We start from the raw sequence: 216 nt of genomic DNA on the forward strand, positions 1-216 counted from the left end.
GAGCTGCTCGAGGATCGCCGGGTTCTCGAGCGTGGACGTGTCCTGCGTGATCGCCTCGCCCTTCGCGAGCGAGCGCAACAGGCGCCGCATGATCTTGCCCGAGCGCGTCTTCGGCAGGTTGTCGCCGAAGCGGATGTCCTTCGGTTTCGCGATCGGCCCGATCTGCTTGCCGACCCAGTCGCGCAGCGCCTTCGCGAGCGCCGCCGCTTCCTCGCC

At 69.0% G+C, this 216-nt stretch carries 1 protein-coding gene; it reads right to left on the minus strand.

Translation table 11 applies throughout. The features are described 5' to 3' along the window. Positions 1-216: AMP-binding enzyme (locus U5A56_RS37080; RefSeq protein ID WP_415749269.1), on the minus strand; the 216-nt coding region annotated here is incomplete at both ends.

The organism is Burkholderia sp. BCC1998 (assembly GCF_905339875.1).
In the GTDB taxonomy this organism is placed as follows: Bacteria; Pseudomonadota; Gammaproteobacteria; order Burkholderiales; family Burkholderiaceae; genus Burkholderia.